We start from the raw sequence: 19,782 nt of genomic DNA on the forward strand, positions 1-19,782 counted from the left end.
ATATCCAATTAAAAGCCACTCCCTGCAATTCTTTTTATGCTCTTCTGAGGCCATTGCTTCACAATGGCGGTATATAAACTCATTTGCCTGGCATTTCCTGTATTTAGATACTATGCCTATGAGCTTACTTAGCTCGTTCTTTCCTCCTGCATTGCCAAAACTTATTATCCAAAGTGGAAATTTTTCAGACTGTGCCAATAAAGCATCCAGGATATTCATTCCATCATCTGCTGAAAATTTACTCTTTGGCTTAGTATCTTCTAATATCCTATCCAATACTTTATATTCGCTCTCATAAGAAAGAGTTCCTGAATAAGGCGGGTCTAAATATAATAAGTCTCCTTCCACGCTGTTTATAAAATCAAACACGTCTTTCCTATAGACCTCGTTCTTATAGCCATTGGAGAATACGCCTTTGTTCACTCTTTGTTTCACAAGCCTCAGAATAGCCAATGGGGTCTTTAGATTATCCTTTATGTGTTTGGTATAGGTTCGTTTTATCTCATCAAAGCGCCCTTCTTCCATTGGTCTATTAAATGCATTAGGAGAGCTGAATTTTGAATAGGGCCTGACACAGAAAATATACTTGAGCAATAAATATATATCTATCAGCCTCTTAGCATTGGCAAAGGCATTATCCAAAAACAAGGCGTGTCTTTTGGTAAAGACATCTGGCACAAACTCCTGTTCAATAAAATGAGTGTTCTCTGGATTAGGCATAAATAATCTATGAATATCGGATTCCGCAAGAAGTGTATTATTGTTTTCTATCAGGGCCTTACCTGCGATATAACTTCTCTTTGCAATATCATTGGCAATCACTTTAAACCCTTGTGCCTTTGCATATAAACTTACAGCGCCGCTCCCAAGAAAAGCATCTACAAAAATCGCTCCCTGCCATTTCTCTCTCGGCAGATATTTAGAGATGTGTCTGAATATCACAGGACATAGTTTTCGTTTACCTCCGAAATATGGCAACAAGGCATTAAACATTCTCAATCGCATAGTGCCCTCCAAATAAAAAAATCACGTTTTCGTCACGTTTTTGACCTAAATGGGCACACCCTATCTGTGACGATATGTGAGCATACGTGCTGATAAGTGTTTTTGTATGTCTTAGGGAAATATAGGGTTTGGAGAGTTTTTGGAAATTTCGTAAGGGATTTTGGCAATCCCTAACATTAGGGTGGTGCCGAGGCCCAGAATCGAACTGGGGACGCACGGATTTTCAGTCCGTCGCTCTACCTGCTGAGCTACCTCGGCAAATTTAACTTTAGTTTATTTTATCAGACCCGCCCATTATGTCAATAAGAATATAGAATATAGACGTCCTATTTGGGTACACCCTACTATTAGTATTCATACAATCTTAAATTCCTTATCCATGATCTCTTCATAGGGTCGCGATGTTGAAACATATTCTTTATATGCACGCTGTCGCTCTTTTAGATTTTTGCCAAAACCCTCATAAAGAGGGTTTTCTGTTATTATATTATTTTCTTTGCCAGATGTATAATGAATGCAGCTTGACCATCTGTATTCATCAGGGCTTTTGACTATTCCAGCTCTTACAGGATTACGTTCAATATAGCGGCCGCATTCTGATAGATATTCATCTCTTGAAACCCACTTAGTTCTGTATCTGCTTTGGTATAAATAACCTTTATAGGCATATTTCCTCCTATAATAAAACCTATAAGATTGCAATAACGCCTGCATAAATTTTGCCAACACCTCTTTATTGAATATCTTAAGCAATAAATGCGGATGGGTAGACATAAGGCAATAATGATAAATTTTAAGCCTGAACTTACGTAAATACCTCCTTACAATTGATAAAAACATCTCAAAATCTTCATCATCCTTGAACAACTTTAAGCCATTATTCCCCTTCTGGATAACATGATACATAGAATCATCATATACCAACCTTTTACTCGTAGGCATAATAAAACCCCCCTTTCTGTCTTACTATATAAGACACAACAAGGGGGCCAAATTCTTTCAAATTTTTTATATTATTTCAAAGTAGGGTGTACCCAAATAGGACGTCTACTATCGACTCCTATCGACTCCTTTTTTGGTGATCACATATTAAACTTTAGATTTCTGTTGCCCCGGCATTTTCTCTATTGGGTAACCACCTTTCACAAGACCTTCTTGTATATCTAATAAAATAGCATACTTATTCATTGTAAATTGCGACAAATTCATAATTAGTTTTTCAAAAAAATCTTTTATTTGAGTTAATTCACCCAAATTTTTCAATGGCGATTGATTTTTATGGACCACATCGTGTCTTTTGTCAAAGATTTCACTCAGCTTCTCAAGATCATAAGCAGCAAGTATCCCATCTGTAAAAGAAGAAAAATCAAATATATTCTCTATATCGGGCATAATTTTTTTATATGTTTTAAATTTCTCTTTTAGACCTTGCCTTGAAAAATGCTCTAATATTTTCATCCTAAAGCCCTCTATTACAGAATCATAGTCTTTAAGCTCCAAAATTCGTTCGAGAGAAACATTTTTATCCTGTGCTAATCCTAATATAGCTCTCGAATCCTTAATCATAATCGACTGTAAAACATGCAGAAAAAACGTCTCCATGATCGTACACAACATTACGAGATTCTGATTTATTAATATAGGAGTATATTCTTTTACTTTTCTCATATTAAGGATTTCCAAATCCTGAACAACTCTTTCTTTAATTTCCTTAATTTTTTTAGGGCTAACCTCATTAAAAACATTTTTATCTAAAAGCTCTTGAATCATTCGATCGGATCCTTGTGTCATTGTATTCACTATAAAACCTTGAACATCACCTCGTTTAATTATGCTCAAGGTATTATAAACTACTAAATAGGCATCTCCCAACTTAGATATAAAATCCATCATTTTTATAGTTATCATTTTATGTCCCCTATCAATATCCCTTTTCTTTCTCGCCAACCCCTCTCCAAACCACCCTTTTAACAGCCTCTGCCCTCGCCTTGCCCCTAAAACACAAAAAAGGCAACCCCAACATTACGCCAAGATTGCCTCAATTCTCTCTAGGCATAGGGATGCTTACTTCACCGCTACCTCTAACATCCCCAACCTTTCCACTGCCACCTACATGGATAGTGCTACAGCCAGAGATGCAAAGGATTGAAATTAATATTATTACTATTAATTGTTTTTTATTCATTTCTCTCTCAATGTCTTAATTGCCCAGATGATGAATCTAATGAGTAAATAGACAGGATAACCATACACTGCTACAAGTCTACCAAAATTCAATATTTGTACCATTAAAGCATATTTAAACAATATAGCTGCATCTGTATCTTTGAATAGACTAATAGTAAGTTTTACTGGAATAAACTTTGTAGAATAGCCAAACAATATAATAAGAATCCCAACTGCTATAATTCCCAACAGAATAAGCCATTCTCTTGCTATAATCCTTACAACTTTGTTTCTTTCTAATCCTAACATATGTAAAAATTCTGTTAATGTAAACCTAGTGCTATCTTTTATATCCTTGCGCATTCTTGATATAATACCAATTGCTTCTTTCTTTATGCTTTCTAACATCCCCCCTACCTTATCTCGACCTAGTTTCCCCCATTCGGTTCTATACAATTTCTCATTCAGTGTATTTGTATCTTCAAGCAATTTTTCATCTTTGGTAATTAAGACCATCTCTCCTAAAAATGTTTGAGAGCTTCCATACATCTCATCAAATTTAGAATCTACTGCAGGATTTCCTGGAATTTTACTCCATATGAAATTACGCATTCTTACCCAATGAGCAATAATTGAATCGCATACTTTAATTTTATTCTCTATGGTTCGTTGTTTAAAATTCAACCTGACTAAAAAAACGTTGGAACCAAAACCAACAATAAACCCTATGATTATCATAAACAATTCTTTCATTTATACTTCCTCCTTAACACAAAAAACCAACCCAGATTAACTCCAGATTGGCTTATTATTTACTGTCTACAGCCTTTATGATTTCAGTGGCTCGCTCAGCATCTTTTTCATCTACTACAAGCTTATAGCCACCTGTAAAAAGAACAAGCGATGGTCCCATGCCACCGCCGTCATCAGCAACTATATTTGCATTGATATGATTGGACTTGAGAAGGCCTAATACAATATTAGCATCAGCCTCAGTTAGGTATGTTGCAACTGTCTTCATATGCCACACCTTTGTGGTTAATGGAGGCATTATACTCCTTCTGGGCCATTAAATCAAGATTTCTTCCTCCAATTCATCTTAAACAACTGCTTTAGCCCCACTCTTTTCTCTAACGGCCTCTCTACCACGTACCAGAGCCCATCCTTAGCCATAATAGCATAGACTACTCCCTTACCCTTCCAGAAGAACAGAAGATCATCGTAGTTACTGGACATGGTATTATGATAGAGGGATTGGGTGAGTTAGTCCATAGACTGTGGGGCGTGCCCCGTTCCAAATTCTTAAAGCTCATCGAACAATCCATAAGAATTGCACGCAAGTAGTTCCAAAAGATAAATCGCGTATCACTCAGAATTTGGAATGGGGCAGGAAATTGTGGCTGGGGGGGGCAACAGGACTTAAATACCTGTTAGTGTGTCCTCGGAAGGAAATTTGTCAGTTATGCTGGATTGGGAAAATTCATCGAGGTATTTTACATACTGGTTAGCTTTCTCGACTACTTTGTTTTTAATAGCTATTACATCGCTATCCGTTGCTTTTATAAAAAAGTATCCTACAATAGTTGTCCCAGAAGATTTTTTATTTTCCCAGGCAGTCGGTTTGGAATATTTTTTAATCTCACTGCTACCTGGTATATGAACTGCTAAAATGTCTGTAAACGTTAAAGTCACTGGTAAGCCCAACCCTTCACCTTTACCTCTTCCTGGACTTTCTCCGTGTGTAAACGCTCTTTCGATTGATACTTTATTGCCTTCTTTATCAATAAAACCTGTGCCGTTATCAATAACTGATACTTCTGAATAAGTAGCTCCTGTTTCTAGCATTTCTATCTGTTTTACTACTAAAGCGACTCCATCCTTTACATGTTGATAAATATTGTCTAATGTATGTCTTAAAAACGAGTCGTCAAAGTCATCATATTCAAAATTAACTTTAGATAAATGTTTTTTTGCCTCACGTTGATCGACCCTCTTCAATAAACGACTGTCAATATTAACTTCTTTATTTATGAATTTTGGACCAGCCACAACTATAACTTGAATATCCTTTCTACCCTTAAGCTCCTCTACTATCTTATTAAATCTAGGCCAATCGTGTTGAAGCATAGACAGTTCTGCTTGTAGTATTAACTGGTCAACAGATAAGTCGGCTAAATTCTCCCCCGACGCAAGATTCCCTTCAACTTTGATAATTAAGTCAAATTTCGCCAAATCCTCTTTATCATATTTAAAATCGTCAGGTCGGACTAATTTAACCCTAGCTCCCAACTCCCGCAATACTCCAGGTATGGAGTTCATACCACGTCCACCTAACCAAATAGAACTAATCTTCGGTACCACATGGTTTCTCCCTACCCTTAATAAGACAGGATCGTTCGAATATTTTTTTCGTCCTTCCAAAAGTTTCTGCGCCATGTCTCTATTAGACTGTTCGATTACATCTATATCTGTACCCAACCCGCCGCGGCGCTGACTATTAATATCATCAATAAGAATAACAGGTATATTGAAGCGCTTAAGAGTGCTCAACAACCGTAATAGATAAGGTCCCCGTATTTCTCTATCCGCCCTTGCAAGTTCAACAGAATTTTTGGCGGATAAAAGCTTATAATATTCATCCAGGAAATCTTCTACTGAAACAGAAGGATCATTAAGTTTATCCTCAAGTTGATGAGGTAACTCCAAGGCAACCGAAAAATTCATAGAGAGTTCCCCTAGTTGTTCAACATAATTAAGAAAAAGTTCACGATCCCAAATTTCATCATCTTGAGGCATTTGTTCTCCGCGATGCATATCTCCAACAATCACAATTTCACCAGCTCTGAGACAATCCGCAATTATGGACAATGCTTCGCTTGCTTCAGCAAGCTTACTAGCTGCCTTTGAATTCTGGAAAATAGACGGGACTCTTAACGCATCCCCATCAACAGGACAGGAATAAAGGATGTTATTACATAAGAATGCAATACCTAGCATTAATACTATAATTTTTAAACTATACCCTTTTCCAATCTTCCTCATAATTCACCCATAAAAATAGCCCTGTAAGGCTATATTGCTCCTATGTAAGTAATTATATCATATAAATAGGGGTTTGGGAAGGGATTTCTTGTGCCCAAAATGTGCCCATGAGAGAGCCTAATTGAGCCGGTTAGAGCCGGAGTGAGCCAGAGTGAGCCGGTTAGGCTAACTCTAAGTGTTATTTACAATTACAGCAATTTCAAGGGGTTATGGAAAATCTTGGGAAGGTATTTTCAGTCCGTCGCTCTACCTGCTGAGATTTTGAACTTATCCACAATCGTAGGGGACACTTAAGTGTCCCCTACGACTACTACGGCTACGGCTTTGAGAATGCCAAGTATCCTGGTATAAAAATACCCACTAAGGGAATAAGCATGAGTAATCCTACCCAACTAGGTTTTCCTCTAACTTCTGCAAGTGCCATCCAAACAACGATATTTATGACAATGCCTACTAAAGGAACAAAGAATAACAAAATCCACCACCCTGGCTTGCCAGCTATCTTACATACTAGATACATATTAATTATTGGAATCCAAGCCATCCATAAACTTTGAGCTCCAACCTTACTGCCTATCACCTGAAGGCAAATAGCAAAGTAAACATGGGCAACTGCTATTAAAAACAATGTCAATCTAGGATTCATCCCTAATGCCTCTTCCATGTCTCCCTCCTTTCATGAGTTATAACCTATAATTGTTTTTTTGATTCGCTTAATACAATCATTGGAATTATAATATCTCCTACTAAAGGAGAAATAAAAATGCAAAATTGAAATAGATTTATAAGCCAGATACCTTTACCCATAGCCTGACATACATATCTTATCCTAAAGATTATGATAATCTTTATAATAACAAGGCTAACAAAAAAAATAGGCACTACTATTGTAAGAAAGATATTCTTTAAAAACATAAAAAGCAACGTCGTCCACATCAAAGCTGCAAAACTAAATAAATAACTCAAAAAAGCTCTCTCGAAACTTTTTCTAGCAGAAGTTATCTTATTTTTATCAAGATTCGAAGCATGCATAATCATTCTCTAGGACTCCCCTCTTACCGTCCTAAAGTATACCCCAAATACCTCAAAATTTCAATTTTTGTGCAAAATAAGCCTTTGAGAAGAGAGTTAAGTTTACATTTAAAGCAAGACCTTAAATGTAAAGTTATTGATAGATGTAGGTTTCGATATCGTCAAGGTCAAGGGGTTTGCCTGTTACAAAGGCTGCTGTGGAGAGGGCGTCGGCTTGTTCTGCTGAAGGGGCTACGATGGTTACGCTACCTATGTCTTTGGCTGGGTTTCCAGTTATTGGGTTGATTATATGTGAGGGTCTTTCGTAGTTGGCTGATGTGGAGATAGCCTTGTCTTTAATATCCAGCTTATGTATGATTTTGCTTTTATCCTTTGGATCTCGTATGCCTATGCGCCAAGGCAAAGATCCAAGACCAAATATATTGCCGCCAAGATTTACAAGGGCTCTCTCGATACCGTGGTTACGTAAAACTTGTGTAGCTCTATCAACTGCGTATCCCTTTGCTATGCCACCTAAATCTATTTTTATATCACTATCTGCAAAACGTATGGATAATTTGTCTTTATCCAACATTATATCTCTGTACTTGCCTTCCTTAGTCACATCAAAAGCGCCCTGCGTCAAGTTGCTATAATAAATAGAACGGCTTATAAGCTCAAGTAGCTCTTCGCTTACAACTACTTCTTCCTGCCCTGCCAGATCATTTACTTTTGAGAGTTCGCTCTCTTTATCAAACTTGCTGCAAAGCCTTTCTACGCGCTCTATTTCTGCAAAAGCTGCTTTTATAGCAGTCTTATCCTGCGAATAACATGAAATCTCGCAGAATGTATCCATTAAGATTTTAGTCTCTTTAAATAATCCAGGCTGGCTACAAGCTGAAATACCGACTATAAGGAAAAAATACAAACAGAAATATCTCAAGATTTTCATAAATAGGGTAGGATTATTACCCGCCTTCGCTCAAATAAAGCGAATCTTCGAAGTATGCTTTGGCGGGTTAATTCGCACAGTGACTTATGTTCACTTACGGAGTTTACCCTCCGAAGCTTTAGCGAAGGAGGGTTCGTTCCATAAGTCACGTGCTCATTAAAATAAAAATACAGCTGCTGCTACTACAGTCGACCAGTTGCCTGCAGGATCTACTATTGTGGACTGAGTTATATTGCCTGTCTTAACTATCTTATCGCTGATCTTATACTCTTTTTTTACCTCGTCCCAGTCTTTGGAATCATCAAAGTCTGAAAGCCCGAGCGTTGATGAAAGCATCCTGGCCGCTAGCTCCTCCGCATAATCACCTGCAGTCTCATCTGTCTGGCCATACGCGTGATGTTCACTTAAATATCCATATGCGCTATCGCCTGCTGGGATCGCGCTTCCTACAGACGCGGCTATGAGCCTCCTGGATTCATTAGAACTGCAGCGCGCCAGCACGCAATACGTTATGAGGCCCGGCACCAGCTCTTTCATGCCTTCATTTCGTGAAATGATCTTACATCCTGGAGGAAAGATGCTCGAGACCTGCACGATATTACATTTCTCAATGCCTGCGTCTCTAAGCGCGAGCTCGTACGAGCGAAGTTCTTCTCTGTGAGTGCCTACACCTTTAGTAAAAAATATCTTTGTTGGCACCAGCTTAACCGGACTAATCACTGGCTGCTGCACTGCCGGCGCTGGCTGCTGTTGAACTGGCTGCTGTTGAGCTGGCTGCTGTTGAGCATTATTGTTCATATCTTATTCCTCTATGACTGTTTCTTCTTCAGCGCCTAATTCTACCTCTAAAGGAGCTATTTCTTCTTCTACCAAAACATCCACCCAGCTCGCAATAAGTGTTCCGCTCTCATCAGTATAATAACCGACCTCTGCCTCTTCGCCTGTCTTTACGTCAGAAATTTCTATGTCTTCAATGCCCCTCCACAGGATAGTCTCACCATCAACTACAGAAAATTCCCTTGTAACGCCATCAGCTGTCTTCACGCTTATCACGCCTGTCGATGCGTCAATAGATACAACATCACCTGTAATCACGCCTTCGTCTGCTTCATCGATTAATTCAATATCTTCTCCAGCTATCACTGCGTCCTCTACTGCATCCTGAGCAAAAACCGGCACTGCCAGAAATAACATAAGAAATAAAATAGCTAATAATTTGAGCTCTCTCATATTCTCCTCCTCCTTTTTATTTTAAATCCTTAGAGAAATTATAGCACAAAACTTATTTTTTTCAATTAAAAACATCAGCAGTCACAAAAATGTACTCGAGCTCCACACTGCTGTTATTCTTAACATCGTGATCTGTCCTTGGTGGAATATACAAAACTACATCTTTTTCGAGCTTGAAAATACTATCCTTGCCTACTTTTGCCTCGCCATTTCCCTTTAAAACAATTATCACCTCTTCGCGTTCGCCTGTTGTATGCGCGCCAACGCTCTGGCCCGGCTGCAATATCACATGACCAGCCTTAATCCCAGCCGTACCTGAATCTTTACTAAATAGTCTCTGGTATTTTTCCATCGATTCTAATTTTATTAATCGTGCTTGGGTATTTTTAGCCATCTTTGCCACCACCTCTCTCTTGGTTTTTGCTTTTTCTCTGATTTCTCTGGATGAATAACTTCTACCTTTGGCGCAGTATATGTCTTAATAATCTTTTTCTCTTTCTCAATAGAACCAAAATCTATATCTAATATCTCCTGGCCAGGTTTTAACTCAACCGCGTATGCAGCTACAGTTGTAAGTCTATGTCTATACGGCAACCAGACTTCATCTATGCTAACATGATATTTGCCAGGCAAGATCCCGCTAAAACCATATTTACCGTCAATGTCTGAAAATGTATCTCTGTATATCTCCCCATCCTTTATAAGCAACACCCTTACTAGAGACAGTCCCTTTTCTTCTTCGTCCATCGTAACGTTTTTATTCTTATCTTCGAAGATCCTGCCCCTGACTTTAGAAACCCTGACAAGGGGTATGGTTATGCCGCTCAGTCTTCCCCTGGGCACCTTTAATGCGTAAGGCAATGAGATCTTTGGCGTCAAGCCTACGGGGATAGAAGAGATGTCTATATCTAGTTCATATTCGCCCGGCACTATAGATGGGAATCTAAATCTACCTTTTTTATTAGTAGGCGCTCGACTCTCATCGAGAATAAACATTATTCCAGCAATCCCCTTTTCCCCTTTATCAGCTGTACCGTTATTATTTTCATCAATAAATACATTCCCATCTACTGAGCCTCTTATTTTTATAAATGGCAGGAGTATATCAAAGCTCTTCCTTGCGCTGAGCCAGAACTCCCATTCGTTAGTAACATCTGTGCGATTATTCCTCATCTCCCCTTCCACAGAAAGTGAAAAATCAGTCGTGGGATCATAAGTGATGTCAAATGACAGGATGTCACTCGCCTCTTCCCCTTTTGTGCCCTCTTGAGAAAAACTAACAGAGGAATAAAGTTTATGCGAAGGGTGATATATCAAACCAAGCTCTTTCCTTAATACCGCCTCCTCATCTCCCGCGATATCTTCTTCCAGATTATAACTATACGCAACCCATCCGCTGATCTTCTGCCATCGCTTATACGCCCGGCCAGTATATTCCAGCACTTTGGTGTCGACCAATTTTATATCATCCTTTGTCTTGCTGTATTTAGAATCAAAAGAAACCGATAGCGTGCCAAATGATTCATTTGCCCTGAACGCGACTGCTTCTTCTTTAGAGTCAGAAAGAAGCACCTGCTGCGTGCTCTGGCCCTTATTTATTTCATAAGAAAGAGAAAAAAATGGAAAATTCTTTTTAGAAAAAGAGGTCCCGAGCTCGATCCTGTCTGTATCATCAGTGGCCCTGGCAGGATCGCCTTCCAGATTATTGGTGCTTTGATTTTTATGGACCCACACCCATAATGGTTTAAAAAAACGATAGCTTGCGTATGTCCTGTAACCATCTGTATCTTTTCTTCGGCCAGGATAATCAGAACCTGCGCGGATATATTCAGCGCTTAGATAAACGCGTTCTCTTTTTAATATAGAGTTTACCCACCAGGCTGCATCTTTTTCTTCGCCGCTTCCGTTATCAAAGCGGCCGCCAGCATATTCACCCTGTATGAGAAAATTTTGCGCCTTGTGGATCGCGAAAACACTCGCCATCTCTTTTTGCTCGGCAGAACGTGAAGCAGCCGGGTCAAGTTTATCCTCATCTGACTGGAAATAGTTAATCCCTACCTCAGTAGTCCCGTCGATCTTACCTGCGACCCTACCGCCTAAAAAATCCTCTCTAAAACTAGTATCCTCTTTTTCCATGTCGAAAAATGTAAAGTTCATAGGGCCTTTGTCAAAGCGAACCCTCGCGCCTTCCTCTGAAAGCGAGCTTATAGTAAGCTCACTCAGGCTAGCCGAGACATCTCCCAGTCCTATATCCCAATTCTCACCCCCAAATTCTAACGCGATCTCCTCCTGGCTAAATCCCCTATAATTCTTTTTATCTTTATGATAAGGCCCTCTGTATGTAAAATCCATCCAGTATTTATCATCGAGCTCGCCACCTATAGTAAAATCCACATTTACTCCACGAGACTCGTCTGTTCCTAATCCAGACAGGTAAACTGTTAACTGCGCGGGTAAAGTCTTATACATGCCCTGCTCTTTGGCGCCCCTTCTCTCTAAGATAGAAGTATAGACAACCCTTTTATCAAAAACACCTTGCTCAAGAAGCATGGACTCCACTTTTAATGTCAAAACGTGTTTTGTTCCCGTAGATACATCCAAAGGAATATGTATAGTAGCGATCACCTCAGCCTGCTCTCCCACTCCCAACTCTACTGTATCCATAGAAAGGGCTACCTTCTCCTTATGGGCTGATGAGGCAGTGATCTCGAATTTATCTCTTCCATTCCCTAGATTTAAAATAGTAAACGAATAACTAAGGCCCTGACCAGGCCTGCCTTTAGCGTCTTTAGGTGGACCAATAAGTTTTATGCGGGCATGGGGCAGTATCTTGACGTTCACTCTAGCACTATCGCTTATTTGCGGATTAAGCTGAGAGGCTGCGGAAAGGACTATTTCATAAGGGGCATCCGCTAAAGCAGTAACAGGAACAGATACAGTCAGAGGCAGCGCCTTGGTTTGTTTTGGCAAAAGCGAGATAGATTTTAGCGAACTTATGATATGCCATCCCTCAGGCACGCTAGACTCAAGATCATAAGTGTCTTCTCCTGTCCCAGAATTAGTAATGGTAAAAACAGAGGTTAAAAGACTTTTAGGAGAGATGATCCTCTCTGAGGCTGAGCTAAGTCCTACTTCTACACTTAGCCCCTCTTCAGCAAAAACAGTCCCGGCGGGAAAAATCAGCGCGAAGACAAAAATTAAAGAAAAAAAAAGATCTCAAAGCTCATTCCTCTATTGGGTAGTCAATGTATATACGAGTGTAATATCATAATTGCCAGGGATATCCCGCGCCCATGAAAGAGCTATTTTGTAATCTGTAAATATATCCAGTTTCTTAGCGCTCCTGGAACCCCTTGCCACCTCTACATCATAATTAGTAATACTTGTATACCTGATCTGTGTAGCATGAGAGCCTTTTGCCTTCCAGGAAAAATCATCTATGGGCTTAATATAACCGTTGATACTACCCATATCACTGTCATTCGTCTTTACCGTGAGCTTCCAGTCGTTAGCCGTGTCCCTTAGCCTTATGAGACTGCCGGAGATCTTTTCCTTGCATCCGTTTTCATAATCATCAGCATTTATAATACCCATATTCAGCAACTTCGGCCTGATCTTTAAAAAAGTACTGGCCGCGTAAACTAATTGCGCTGAAATAACTAAGCATATGGAAACTAAAATAAAAAGTGTCGCTCTATTCTTCATTTCACCTCAAATACTGCTTCACCTGCCACAAGATATTCTTCGCCATAATCCAGGACCGCCAGCGCGGTATATTGTCCAGGCGCCAATTCTTCCTTGAGCAATGTCGTTCTTGTCCTGGCTGCCTTGGGATAAGAATTAAATTCCTGCACTTCCATGCTAGTAACCGTTTCGCCTGTAAGATCCTTGATATCTATCGTACCCTTGCACTTGAGCAGCGTCTCTCCTTCATTTTCAAATACCAGATCTATCTTGAGAAGTTCATCATCCTCGCTCCAGCTCACATTGACTTCTTTGATCTTGCCGTCACTTTTTTCTGCACCCGGGGCATTTTCAAACACCCTTACCCCGACTCTTTGAAAAGACAGTATGCTAAATTGATGCTCTCCTTTTTTAGCGCTTTTTATTGTGGGTTTGGTTGTCTGTTCCACAAATACCATCCCCCAATAAGTACCTCTTTTTTCTGGAGGAACGCTCATCTTAAACCTTATTGCCCTGCTTTCATCAGGCCCTAACTCTAATTCTTCAGGCGTAACCTCTAACCACGTCGCGCAGCTGCGCTCAACCTCTCCTGGATCAAGAAACACCTCTTTGCCATCCACCTGGATCCAGAAATCCCCTGTATAGACCTTGAGTGCTATTGTCTCGTCTCCTCTATTCCTGACATAAAAGGTGTAAGTGGCCTCTTCTCCACTAGCCACATCTGTATGAAACTCCATGGGAGTAGCGACAAACGCGGCAAAGGCCATACCCGTCACTAACAGAAAACTCGCTGTAAACATAGCCGTAATCACAAATATCTTTTTACTCATACTAGCTCCTTTTTGAACTTAAAATGATTGTGTAGAAAGCGTGTATACAATAACTATGCTATAGCTACCGGGAATATCTTTTTCCCAGTCCAGTGCGACCCTATATCTACCTCTATAAACATCATCATTTACACCTGCGTCATAACTGGCAATTTCCTGGTCATCCAAAGAAAGTGAGGTGAATTTTTTAAAGCCTGTTTGATGTCCGGTCTTTGATGTGATCTTAAGTTCAATATCTCCTGTGGCCTTTTTATAACTACCCGCGGCACTCCAATCAGAGCTCACTTTTACGCCAAGCTTCCAGTTCGTATTGGAATCTACCACCAGCTTAGGAGATTTCTTTTTGCCTTTTGCGTATCCTGCCTCATATGCCGCTTCACCTGACGCGTCCTTTAATAGATTCATAGTCTGGTTCGAGTTGTCGATCAGAAGTTTACATATCGAAGGGACCAACATGGTAATCGCGGCTGTATCATTCTCATCCGCAAAGACAGATCCTGAAAAAAATAAAACCCCCGATAGCAATATGACTAAAAAACTATTTAAGGCCATAGAGATCTTCATATGCTACTATTCATCCTCCATTAGCAACTAGCGTGAATGTTACAACCGTCTCATAAGTCCCTGGAAGATCCTTTTCGTAATCCAAGAGAACCTTGTATTGACAAGGGTGATCTTCTCTAGTCGTACCTGAAGAACTGGCGGCAAACTCTTGATCTTCCGCAGAAAGCGCTTTGTAATCTCCGAATCCATTTTCAACATTTGCAGTTGCCCTGTCTCTCAAATGAAGATCTGTTATTGCCTTATCATATGGGCCGCTAAAGCCGCTGCTTTTAGCGCTGATCTTCCATGTTTTATTGGCAGAAATTCTCAAGATAGGCTTATCAGATGCAAACTCCACAAAGCCTTCATCAAATGCAGTGTATGTTTCTGGATTATTGGTAAGTATCTCTGAAACAGCTTGATCGCTAATACCCAGATTAAAGGATGGCTCAATGATCAGTGTGACTGTGGAAACCCCATCATCTGCATCTTCTGCTGCCTGCAAGAAAGGTGCGATGATAAGGAAAAATCCTAGACATAAGATCAAAACCTTGTGTACGCTCACAACGATATTCTAAATGGTTAAGTCACAAAAGGCAAGAAAATATTCTTACGCACCCGAGGTGGAGAGTGTATAGGTCACTGTGGCAGTGTATTCGCCTGGTATGTCATTTTCATAGTCCAGGAGGACCTTGTACTGGCAGGGATGAGACTCGTTCTTAACACCTTTATTATGAGAGGCTATTTCCTGGTCAGATGCAGAGAGGGCCTTATAATCACTGAACCCATTGCTTGCATGGCCAACGTTATCATTTTTTAGCATAAGATCCGCGGTTGACTTGGAATAAGGCCCGTTAAAGCCACTGCTCCTCACGCTAAGCTTCCAGTCTTGGTTTGAACTGATCTGTAGTGTGGGCTTATCAGGTAAGAATTCTACGTAGCCAGCGCTAAACGCGCCTTCAGCGCTTGAATCCTTTACAAGCGTCTCTGACACATTTTCATCAGTAATAGTTAAATGGCAGGCAGGCTTTATGATCAGTGTAACTGTGGACACGGCCTCATCTGAATCTTCGCCTGCTTGGCCATATTTATAAGGTATAAGCACGGCCAGTATAAGACACAAGATTAAGATCAGTCGCCTTTTTTTCATTTCAGCACCCAAATAAAAAAACCTATCCCCTTGAAAGAGAATAGGTCTTAATGGTTTCGGCAACCCAGCCGCCCTTGCCCCTTTTACAGGACTGTAGGCCTGTTGGCTTTGCGTCCCACTCTTTCAAGTGGTTTGCTATTATCGTACCTTAATTACATTATAAGTATACCATAAAATCATTGCTTTTCAAGGGGTTGTATTATTATGAGGCATCTGTGGAAAGCGTGTAGGTCACTGTAGCAGTGTATTCGCCTGGTATGTCATTTTCATAGTCCAGTAGGATCTTATATTGGCAAGGGTGGTCTTCATTCTTAACGCCTCCTGAATATGTGGCTATGTCCTGATCCACTGCTGAAAGCGACTTATAGTCATTAAAGCCATTGGTCACATGTGCTGAGCCAGCATCCTTAAGCTGCAGATCGCCTATGTCCTTAGTATAGCTGCCATTAACAGTAAAACCACTGCTCCTGGCGCTTAATTTCCAGTTCTTATTGGCGGAGACCTTTAGACTGGGTTTACCAGCATCGAGCTCTGCGTAGCCATCATTAAAAGCCTGTTCAGCATCCACATCCTGGTCAAGTGTTATTGAAGAATCAGGCTGGCTAATAACAAGTCGGCATACATGAGGAATGGTGAGGCTTACTACTGAGGTCTGTGTATCAGTATCGTCCTGTGCTGCAAAAACTATACTATATCTACCAGCAATAACTAAAACTAAAATTAATATTAATATTGTCTTTATTGATTTCATGGTTGAGTCCTTGTGGATGCTGCCGGGCAGGCTTTAAAAGCTTGCCCGGCAAGGCAAACTAATCTTTTAAAATTACGACTGTGTAGCCAATGTGTAAGTCACTGTAGCAGTATATTCACCTGGTACATCCTTTGTATAGTCCAGAAGAATTCTGTACTGACAGTCATAGTTTTCATTCTTTACACCTATAGCATTAGTAGCAATGGACTGATCTATTAGAGCTAGCCCTGTAAAACTGTCAAATCCTCCTGCTACATAACTGCCTGTATGTAGAAGCTGCAGGTCTCCAACTAACTTATCATAGGTACCAACAGTTGCGAAGCCACTGCTCTTAGCAGACAATACCCAGTTCTTATTTGCAGAAACCTTTAAATTAGGCTTGCCAGCATCAAGATCCGTGTACCCTGTATCAAAATCTGTCTCAGCATCGCTATCCTGCACAAGCGTCTTTGAGGAAGCTGACTGACTGATGACCAGTTTTGCGGCATGCGGAATAGTAAGGCTGACAGCGGATGTCTCTACATCACTATCTTCACCAACTGCGTAAACAGCGCTTGAACCCACTACCAAAAGACCTACCATTAACATTATCATTAATTTCTTCATTTCCTGCCTCCTTTTTGTGTTTCCAGGTTTATCTCTTTGTAACTCCTTAAAAGGCAAACTATCTTACTGACATCACCTCCCTTGTTCACCCTTGATTGCTTGATTGTCACTTTGTTCAAACTCATCTCTTGTTTTCCTTTCTGAACCCACTACAACTATAGCACCCCCACATGAACTTTCCCTGAAGGAAATCTGAAGTTTTTATGAATTCTTTTCAGGTCTATTTTCTTATTTTTTTGTGGATGGTTCTGATTGGTTTAAGGCGATTTTGGCAAGATAAAGCCTTTGCGCAAATTTTGCGCATCTGGCTTTATTTTTAATAGATATTGTCCTGATTAGTAGATGTTTTAGGCCTGGAACTTATAACCTATGGTATGAAGAGTCTCTATACGCTTACCTTCTTTACCTAACTTCTTGCGAAGATTAGCGATATGTTTATCAATGGTATGGCTTGTTTCAAAATACTCACGTTCCCAGATAGTGCCTGATAAAAAAACCCTATTTAGAACGCGGCCCTGCTTCTTAATAAAGAGATAAAGGAGCGCGAATTCCTTGGGGGTCAAATCTATCTGTTTTCCTTTAATATATGCCATATGTGTGGACATATTGATTACGATATTACCTGCTTTAACTATCTCTTCCTCTGAGTTTTGCTTGTGGTTATTAGAACCAATAAAACAGCGGTGAAAAACCGCCTTTATCCTGGCAAGAAACAGCTCCCTCTTTAAAGGCTTGGCAATATAGTCATCCGCGCCTGAGTTCAAGGCCCGTATCTCATCATCTATGTTGGCAACCTTATCCATCATAATAAAGGGAATCCTGCTTGTAGGCTCGTTCTTCTTTAAGATTCCCAGGACATCCCAGCCGCTCAGATCTACAAGCTCTGTATTCACGATTATCATGTCTGGCTTCTTGCGCCATGCCAGCTCTACTGCCACATCAGCTGTCCTGGCAGAGAGAACCTTGGCATGCTGCTGCTGAACAAGGACCTCCTTTATGAATTTAACTGTCTTAGAATCTGAATCAGCTACTAAAATCTTTTGGCCGGTATTATTCTTCATGTCTTTCTATTCGCCTCCAAGCTTATTAAAAACTATTTAAATATAAACTAAAACCCTAAGATAAATATAGCATAACAAATCTTTTGTGTCAAGGGGAAACTATTAGGAAAGAAATAAAACTGGGTTAGATTTAGGTGTGGCGGGGACGACGGGGGATTAACCCTCGTTAGCCATTTATCGTCGGTAAAATCGTCAATTTTTAAAAGAACGTAACAGAATCGTAACAAACTACCTGTCCAACCGCTCTAATTTCTTAATCTTCCTATTAGCCTCTGGCCTAAATATATGAGCATAACCTTCTGTAGTCCTTAACTCAGTATGCCTCATCTGCTCCATTATTTCTTTTGTATTCAATCCTGCGTTAAATAAGAGGCTGCAATGTGTATGCCTAAGTTCATGTATGGTGCTTATACCAGTGATATTTGCCTTCTTTAGTATCTCTTTTAGTCTCCTTATGATTTTTCTTGTCCTAATGCCAAAAGGTATTCCATCTTCTGTAGTAAAGACATATTCACTCCTACTTTTCTTTTTAAGTCCATCTAAGACCTTTATAAGCCCATCATGCATACTGATATAGTCGGGTTTTTTCTTGCATTTTGGCTGCATAACCCATAAGACCTTGTTCTCAAAGTCAATATCCTGCCACTTTAGCTTAATAAGCTCAGTAAATCTAAGCCCTGTATGAATGAATGTATAATAAATAGGGAAGTAGAAGAGATACATTTTCTTTGTGGCTGCCATAAAGGCCTGATACTCGAGAGGAGAGAGGGCGCTTTTCTGCTTTGCATCATTTACCTCAACCTTTTTACAGCCCTTAGCCGGATTATCCTTTACTAAATTATGCCTTATTGCAAAATTAAACTGCGTACAGAGATTTTTTAAATGGTTATTGCAGGTGTTAGCCCTGTTTCCTTTAGATTCTCTTAGATATGTAATGTATTTATCTATTACTGCAGTTGTAATTTCAGACAGGAGATTCAGGCCAACAAGGTCTAAGAACCTCATAAACTCATTTATACAGCTTCTATGGGATTTAAAAGTCTCGTAAGGATAGCGCGCCTTATAGTGTTTTAGAAACTCCTCTGCGAAATGTAAATACGGCATATCGCTAACAGCTTTTTCACCTGTACGTAGTGCCTGATGTTCTGTAAGTCGGGTTAAAAGCTTTCTCCTTGCCAATTCCTTATCGTCAGTCTTAGTGCTCTCCTGGCGGCGCTTACCCTTAGCGTCATAATACCACATCCACCATACAGAGCTATCTTTCCGCCTATATAGATCACCAAACTTTTTCGCTGTCATTGCCTTTACCATTCCCTCTTATTGCCCTATCAACCTCTGCAAGAACAAATCTGGGCTTTCCATTAAACTTATAATGAGGTATCTTTGCCGTGCTTACATAATAGTAAATCGTCCCTGTGGGCAACCCTATAAACTCAGCAATCTCTTTTACGCCTACATATTTTTTCATATTCACCCCCTTGCTACTGACCAACTGACTGGACAATTGTCAAGATTTTGATTAAAAAAATATCTAAATAACCCCTTCTTTCTTCAGAAGCTTTAAATAGGCCTTTGAGATATTTGATCTTCCTCTAAGCCACCTATTTAGCGTGCCATCAGGAACCCCGATTTTCTTCGCGAATTCCCATTGACGGAGGTTATGTTTTCGCATGTAATCCTGAATCTTCGCAAGTATTTCCCGTTCCGTCATCTAAGGGAAGTATACCCTGTGACTTGACAATTGTCAAGTC

General features: G+C 40.0%; 24 protein-coding genes, 1 tRNA gene and 1 riboswitch. All 25 genes read right to left on the bottom strand.

The window, feature by feature from the left end; all coding sequences use genetic code 11:
- Nucleotides 1-1,005, bottom strand: a 1,005-nt coding sequence (locus P9L93_00005; GenBank protein ID MDP8229475.1) for a DNA adenine methylase, incomplete at its 3' end; no start/stop codon positions are given.
- Nucleotides 1,006-1,187: 182 nt separating this feature from the next.
- A tRNA-Phe gene (locus P9L93_00010) sits at nt 1,188-1,263 on the bottom strand.
- Nucleotides 1,264-1,359: 96 nt separating this feature from the next.
- Nucleotides 1,360-1,947 (bottom strand): transposase, encoded by a 588-nt coding sequence (locus tag P9L93_00015; protein MDP8229476.1) that lies wholly within the window; start codon nt 1,945-1,947, stop codon nt 1,360-1,362.
- Nucleotides 1,948-2,094: 147 nt separating this feature from the next.
- Complete coding sequence (locus P9L93_00020) at nt 2,095-2,913, bottom strand: hypothetical protein (GenBank protein ID MDP8229477.1); 819 nt, start codon at nt 2,911-2,913, stop codon at nt 2,095-2,097.
- Nucleotides 2,914-3,186: 273 nt separating this feature from the next.
- Complete coding sequence (locus tag P9L93_00025; GenBank protein MDP8229478.1) at nt 3,187-3,924, bottom strand: hypothetical protein; 738 nt, start codon at nt 3,922-3,924, stop codon at nt 3,187-3,189.
- Nucleotides 3,925-3,979: 55 nt separating this feature from the next.
- The gene (locus P9L93_00030; protein MDP8229479.1) at nt 3,980-4,192 is read right to left on the bottom strand and encodes a DUF2007 domain-containing protein; all 213 of its coding nucleotides are present in this window, start codon (nt 4,190-4,192) and stop codon (nt 3,980-3,982) included.
- Nucleotides 4,193-4,590: 398 nt separating this feature from the next.
- The gene (locus P9L93_00035) at nt 4,591-6,213 is read right to left on the bottom strand and encodes an ATP-binding protein (protein ID MDP8229480.1); all 1,623 of its coding nucleotides are present in this window, start codon (nt 6,211-6,213) and stop codon (nt 4,591-4,593) included.
- A 316-nt stretch (nt 6,214-6,529) separates the two neighbouring features.
- On the bottom strand, nt 6,530-6,877 hold the full coding sequence (locus P9L93_00040; protein MDP8229481.1) for a DUF5684 domain-containing protein: 348 nt from the start codon (nt 6,875-6,877) through the stop codon (nt 6,530-6,532).
- Nucleotides 6,878-6,903: 26 nt separating this feature from the next.
- Complete coding sequence (locus P9L93_00045; GenBank protein ID MDP8229482.1) at nt 6,904-7,251, bottom strand: hypothetical protein; 348 nt, start codon at nt 7,249-7,251, stop codon at nt 6,904-6,906.
- A gap of 127 nt (nt 7,252-7,378) precedes the next feature.
- Nucleotides 7,379-8,176: an FAD:protein FMN transferase gene (locus tag P9L93_00050; protein MDP8229483.1), complete on the bottom strand. Its 798-nt coding sequence runs from the start codon at nt 8,174-8,176 to the stop codon at nt 7,379-7,381.
- 156 nt (nt 8,177-8,332) lie between these two features.
- The gene (locus P9L93_00055; GenBank protein ID MDP8229484.1) at nt 8,333-8,974 is read right to left on the bottom strand and encodes an arginine decarboxylase, pyruvoyl-dependent; all 642 of its coding nucleotides are present in this window, start codon (nt 8,972-8,974) and stop codon (nt 8,333-8,335) included.
- 3 nt (nt 8,975-8,977) lie between these two features.
- Nucleotides 8,978-9,406: a hypothetical protein gene (locus P9L93_00060; GenBank protein ID MDP8229485.1), complete on the bottom strand. Its 429-nt coding sequence runs from the start codon at nt 9,404-9,406 to the stop codon at nt 8,978-8,980.
- Nucleotides 9,407-9,467: 61 nt separating this feature from the next.
- Entirely contained in the window at nt 9,468-9,800 is a 333-nt protein-coding gene (locus P9L93_00065) for a cupin domain-containing protein (protein MDP8229486.1), read from the bottom strand.
- A complete protein-coding gene (locus P9L93_00070; protein MDP8229487.1) occupies nt 9,773-12,424 on the bottom strand; it encodes an SdrD B-like domain-containing protein in 2,652 nt (883 codons plus the stop codon). The genes P9L93_00065 and P9L93_00070 overlap by 28 nt, the downstream gene beginning before the upstream one ends.
- A 213-nt stretch (nt 12,425-12,637) precedes the next feature.
- Nucleotides 12,638-13,111, bottom strand: a complete 474-nt coding sequence (locus P9L93_00075; GenBank protein MDP8229488.1) for a hypothetical protein — start codon at nt 13,109-13,111, stop codon at nt 12,638-12,640.
- On the bottom strand, nt 13,108-13,920 hold the full coding sequence (locus tag P9L93_00080) for a hypothetical protein (GenBank protein MDP8229489.1): 813 nt from the start codon (nt 13,918-13,920) through the stop codon (nt 13,108-13,110). The genes P9L93_00075 and P9L93_00080 overlap by 4 nt, the downstream gene beginning before the upstream one ends.
- Nucleotides 13,921-13,938: 18 nt before the next feature.
- Nucleotides 13,939-14,484 carry a hypothetical protein gene (locus P9L93_00085; GenBank protein MDP8229490.1) on the bottom strand — a complete coding sequence of 182 codons (546 nt, stop codon included), beginning with the start codon at nt 14,482-14,484 and terminating at the stop codon, nt 13,939-13,941.
- A gap of 10 nt (nt 14,485-14,494) precedes the next feature.
- Nucleotides 14,495-15,028: a hypothetical protein gene (locus P9L93_00090; protein MDP8229491.1), complete on the bottom strand. Its 534-nt coding sequence runs from the start codon at nt 15,026-15,028 to the stop codon at nt 14,495-14,497.
- Nucleotides 15,029-15,073: 45 nt separating this feature from the next.
- Complete coding sequence (locus tag P9L93_00095) at nt 15,074-15,613, bottom strand: hypothetical protein (protein ID MDP8229492.1); 540 nt, start codon at nt 15,611-15,613, stop codon at nt 15,074-15,076.
- Between the two features lie 55 nt (nt 15,614-15,668).
- A riboswitch (cyclic di-GMP riboswitch) is annotated at nt 15,669-15,760 on the bottom strand.
- Nucleotides 15,761-15,815: 55 nt separating this feature from the next.
- A complete protein-coding gene (locus P9L93_00100; protein MDP8229493.1) occupies nt 15,816-16,364 on the bottom strand; it encodes a hypothetical protein in 549 nt (182 codons plus the stop codon).
- A 72-nt stretch (nt 16,365-16,436) separates the two neighbouring features.
- Nucleotides 16,437-16,970, bottom strand: coding sequence for a hypothetical protein (locus P9L93_00105; protein ID MDP8229494.1), 534 nt, complete (start codon nt 16,968-16,970; stop codon nt 16,437-16,439).
- Between the two features lie 347 nt (nt 16,971-17,317).
- Nucleotides 17,318-18,031: a response regulator transcription factor gene (locus P9L93_00110; protein ID MDP8229495.1), complete on the bottom strand. Its 714-nt coding sequence runs from the start codon at nt 18,029-18,031 to the stop codon at nt 17,318-17,320.
- Between the two features lie 228 nt (nt 18,032-18,259).
- Nucleotides 18,260-19,330, bottom strand: coding sequence for a tyrosine-type recombinase/integrase (locus P9L93_00115; protein MDP8229496.1), 1,071 nt, complete (start codon nt 19,328-19,330; stop codon nt 18,260-18,262).
- Nucleotides 19,308-19,499 (bottom strand): helix-turn-helix domain-containing protein, encoded by a 192-nt coding sequence (locus P9L93_00120; GenBank protein ID MDP8229497.1) that lies wholly within the window; start codon nt 19,497-19,499, stop codon nt 19,308-19,310. The genes P9L93_00115 and P9L93_00120 overlap by 23 nt, the downstream gene beginning before the upstream one ends.
- 63 nt (nt 19,500-19,562) lie before the next feature.
- A complete protein-coding gene (locus P9L93_00125) occupies nt 19,563-19,742 on the bottom strand; it encodes a helix-turn-helix transcriptional regulator (GenBank protein MDP8229498.1) in 180 nt (59 codons plus the stop codon).
- Nucleotides 19,743-19,782: the final 40 nt, after the last annotated feature.

It is taken from the genome of Candidatus Gorgyraea atricola (genome assembly GCA_030765235.1).
GTDB lineage: Bacteria > Omnitrophota > Gorgyraeia > Gorgyraeales > Gorgyraeaceae > Gorgyraea > Gorgyraea atricola.

Bases quoted from the DNA above. Each gene is read 5' to 3' on its own strand.
- P9L93_00015 (MDP8229476.1), bottom strand. From the start codon at position 1,947: ATGCCTACGAGTAAAAGGTTGGTATATGATGATTCTATGTATCATGTT.
- P9L93_00020 (MDP8229477.1), bottom strand. From the start codon at position 2,913: ATGATAACTATAAAAATGATGGATTTTATATCTAAGTTGGGAGATGCC.
- P9L93_00025 (MDP8229478.1), bottom strand. From the start codon at position 3,924: ATGAAAGAATTGTTTATGATAATCATAGGGTTTATTGTTGGTTTTGGT.
- P9L93_00030 (MDP8229479.1), bottom strand. From the start codon at position 4,192: ATGAAGACAGTTGCAACATACCTAACTGAGGCTGATGCTAATATTGTA.
- P9L93_00035 (MDP8229480.1), bottom strand. From the start codon at position 6,213: ATGAGGAAGATTGGAAAAGGGTATAGTTTAAAAATTATAGTATTAATG.
- P9L93_00040 (MDP8229481.1), bottom strand. From the start codon at position 6,877: ATGGAAGAGGCATTAGGGATGAATCCTAGATTGACATTGTTTTTAATA.
- P9L93_00045 (MDP8229482.1), bottom strand. From the start codon at position 7,251: ATGATTATGCATGCTTCGAATCTTGATAAAAATAAGATAACTTCTGCT.
- P9L93_00050 (MDP8229483.1), bottom strand. From the start codon at position 8,176: ATGAAAATCTTGAGATATTTCTGTTTGTATTTTTTCCTTATAGTCGGT.
- P9L93_00055 (MDP8229484.1), bottom strand. From the start codon at position 8,974: ATGAACAATAATGCTCAACAGCAGCCAGCTCAACAGCAGCCAGTTCAA.
- P9L93_00060 (MDP8229485.1), bottom strand. From the start codon at position 9,406: ATGAGAGAGCTCAAATTATTAGCTATTTTATTTCTTATGTTATTTCTG.
- P9L93_00065 (MDP8229486.1), bottom strand. From the start codon at position 9,800: ATGGCTAAAAATACCCAAGCACGATTAATAAAATTAGAATCGATGGAA.
- P9L93_00075 (MDP8229488.1), bottom strand. From the start codon at position 13,111: ATGAAGAATAGAGCGACACTTTTTATTTTAGTTTCCATATGCTTAGTT.
- P9L93_00080 (MDP8229489.1), bottom strand. From the start codon at position 13,920: ATGAGTAAAAAGATATTTGTGATTACGGCTATGTTTACAGCGAGTTTT.
- P9L93_00085 (MDP8229490.1), bottom strand. From the start codon at position 14,484: ATGAAGATCTCTATGGCCTTAAATAGTTTTTTAGTCATATTGCTATCG.
- P9L93_00095 (MDP8229492.1), bottom strand. From the start codon at position 15,613: ATGAAAAAAAGGCGACTGATCTTAATCTTGTGTCTTATACTGGCCGTG.
- P9L93_00100 (MDP8229493.1), bottom strand. From the start codon at position 16,364: ATGAAATCAATAAAGACAATATTAATATTAATTTTAGTTTTAGTTATT.
- P9L93_00105 (MDP8229494.1), bottom strand. From the start codon at position 16,970: ATGAAGAAATTAATGATAATGTTAATGGTAGGTCTTTTGGTAGTGGGT.
- P9L93_00110 (MDP8229495.1), bottom strand. From the start codon at position 18,031: ATGAAGAATAATACCGGCCAAAAGATTTTAGTAGCTGATTCAGATTCT.
- P9L93_00115 (MDP8229496.1), bottom strand. From the start codon at position 19,330: ATGACAGCGAAAAAGTTTGGTGATCTATATAGGCGGAAAGATAGCTCT.
- P9L93_00120 (MDP8229497.1), bottom strand. From the start codon at position 19,499: ATGAAAAAATATGTAGGCGTAAAAGAGATTGCTGAGTTTATAGGGTTG.
- P9L93_00125 (MDP8229498.1), bottom strand. From the start codon at position 19,742: ATGACGGAACGGGAAATACTTGCGAAGATTCAGGATTACATGCGAAAA.